Source organism: Vibrio sp. 1159 (assembly GCF_033340395.1).
Lineage (GTDB): Bacteria > Pseudomonadota > Gammaproteobacteria > Enterobacterales > Vibrionaceae > Vibrio > Vibrio alginolyticus.
Genome location: NZ_JAWOWL010000079.1, coordinates 1 through 2,288 on the forward strand (window position 1 = coordinate 1; position 2,288 = coordinate 2,288).

At 43.7% G+C, this 2,288-nt stretch carries 1 protein-coding gene and 2 tRNA genes; all 3 read left to right on the plus strand.

Annotated elements, in window-relative coordinates; genetic code table 11:
* Position 1: 1 nt before the first annotated feature.
* The 3 genes from R7127_RS25960 to R7127_RS25970 all read left to right on the plus strand — a co-directional run bounded on the left by R7127_RS25960 (position 2) and on the right by R7127_RS25970 (position 2,287).
* Positions 2 to 77 (plus strand) — tRNA-Asn (locus tag R7127_RS25960).
* A 275-nt stretch (positions 78 to 352) separates the two neighbouring features.
* Positions 353 to 1,978, plus strand: coding sequence for a methyl-accepting chemotaxis protein (locus R7127_RS25965; RefSeq protein ID WP_033907459.1), 1,626 nt, complete (start codon positions 353 to 355; stop codon positions 1,976 to 1,978).
* A gap of 233 nt (positions 1,979 to 2,211) precedes the next feature.
* A tRNA-Phe gene (locus tag R7127_RS25970) sits at positions 2,212 to 2,287 on the plus strand.
* The last annotated feature ends 1 nt before the right edge of the window (position 2,288 follow it).

Below are 2,288 nucleotides of genomic sequence, written 5' to 3' on the forward strand. Positions count from 1 at the left end.
TTCCTCCTTAGCTCAGTTGGTAGAGCGACGGACTGTTAATCCGCAGGTCGCTGGTTCGAGCCCAGCAGGAGGAGCCACTTTTAAAGCCGCATCACTTGATGCGGCTTTTTTGTATCTGCTTTATACGTCATTTCTCACTTTCCCATTTATCTGCACTTCATTTCTAAACATCAGCGAACATTAAATCCTTTCTTCAAAAACACTTATTTCACGCTAAAAATTTAATCCTCATCGTAATTTCAATACGCATTAGTATCCGAGCATATTTATCTTCACTAAGATGCCCGAGTTATTACATTTCTTCTTTTAGCTATGCCTTGCATAGTGATAACACTTTATTTGTGAGCTAAATATGAAACTAAAAACTCAAGCCTATTTATTATCTGCGATCATATTGCTAGCTCTCCTAGCTCTGACCGCAACGGGCTTATGGACACTTCGCGTCGCAAGTAACCTTGATAACAAAGCTCGAGTTACTGAGCTATTTAAAAGTGCGTACAGCATACTTACCGAAGTAGAAAAGATGGCTATCGAAGGCAAAATGCCGGAAGACGAAGCGAAAGCATTAGCCACTCGCCTACTTCGTAACAATATCTACAAAGACAACGAATACGTTTATGTCGCAGATGAAAATATGATGTTCATCGCCGCACCACTAGACCCTCAACTACACGGAACCAGCTTCCATGACTTTAGAGATGACAGTGGTAATAGCGTAGGCCAACTCATTCTAGATGTATTGGGGCACAAAACAGGTCAGATCATTGAATATACCTGGAGCCAAAAACAAGCTGATGGCAGCATTGAAGAAAAACACTCGATAGCAGAAAAAACACCACACTGGGGCTGGGTTGTCGGTACAGGTATTGGCTTTAATGAAGTTAACGCACGTTTTTGGTCGACAGCACAATGGCAGCTTGTGCTGTGTCTGATTATCGCGGGAAGTATTCTAAGTGGCCTGATCATTTCGATTCGCAAAATGCTTCATCTACTTGGTGGAGAGCCTAACGACGTGCGTAAAGCAGTTCAAGCTGTCGCTCAAGGAGACATTCAGACCAGTTTTGATACTGTGGCACCGAGAGGAAGTATCTATCGTGCCGTGCAAGATATGAGTCAATCACTAGCTACCATGGTGACAAACCTAGAGAAGTCTATGCATGCACTGCGCGCAGAGTTATCTGCCGTAGAAGCTCGATCAAATACGATTGCCGATCTTACCGTATCTCAGCAGCAATCAACGGCGATGATTGCCACTGCGATGACTGAAATGGCATCTTCAGCCAACCATGTTGCCAATTCAGCAAGCGACACCGCAAACAATACGGACGAGGCTGACAAACAAAGCCAACATACTCAGAAACTCATTCATAACACGGTTGAAAACATTCAAGGTTTAGCTTCTCAATTAAATACTGCGAGTAAAGCGGTCGCCGATCTAGATCAGGATGTAAATAATATTGTAAAAGTGCTCGATGTGATTGGTGATATTGCAGAGCAAACAAACCTATTGGCACTCAATGCAGCCATTGAAGCAGCACGTGCTGGAGAACAAGGCCGAGGCTTCGCAGTCGTTGCTGATGAGGTACGCAACCTAGCAGGACGCACACAAGACAGCACAAAAGAGATTCAGTATATGATCTCCAATCTGCAAGAAGGCTCTCGCAATGCCATTCACACAATGGAAATATGTGCAGAAACCAGTGAAAGCACTGTTACAGAGTCTAAGAATGCCTCTGAAGCTCTACAGCAAATTGTAACGGCGTTAGAATCTATCACCACAATGAGCCAGCAGATCGCTACTGCTGCCGCTGAGCAGACGCAGGTTAGCGATGATATTGCGCTACGCATAAACCTTATCGAGGAAAGCGGAGGCCAACTCAACTCTGTCGTAACCGAGAGCCAATCAAGTACTCAAAGTTTAGCTTCACTAGCGAATGAGCTAGAAGGTTGGGTAAACAAGTTCTCAGTAAAGCACTAGTTTAAAGTCAATTGTTCAATAAAAAGCACGTTTTCAGACGTGCTTTTTTGTTTTTATCGCCTTTATTTTGCAAGTGAACACACTATCAATGTTAAAACATCGCTTAAAGCATGGCGCATTGCTGCTAAAAATGCATAAAAACAGCCCACTCCGAGCACAAATTCATCAAACGATATTTTATTTTAATTTTATTGTTGACCTGAAAGCCGAAAAGCCTTTTAATACACCTCGTCGCCCGGATAGCTCAGTCGGTAGAGCAGAGGATTGAAAATCCTCGTGTCGGTGGTTCGATTCCGCCTCCGGGCACCAC

What these genes read in the sequence shown, in the direction of transcription:
- R7127_RS25965 (WP_033907459.1), top strand. Translation starts at nt 353, where the DNA reads ATGAAACTAAAAACTCAAGCCTATTTATTATCTGCGATCATATTGCTA.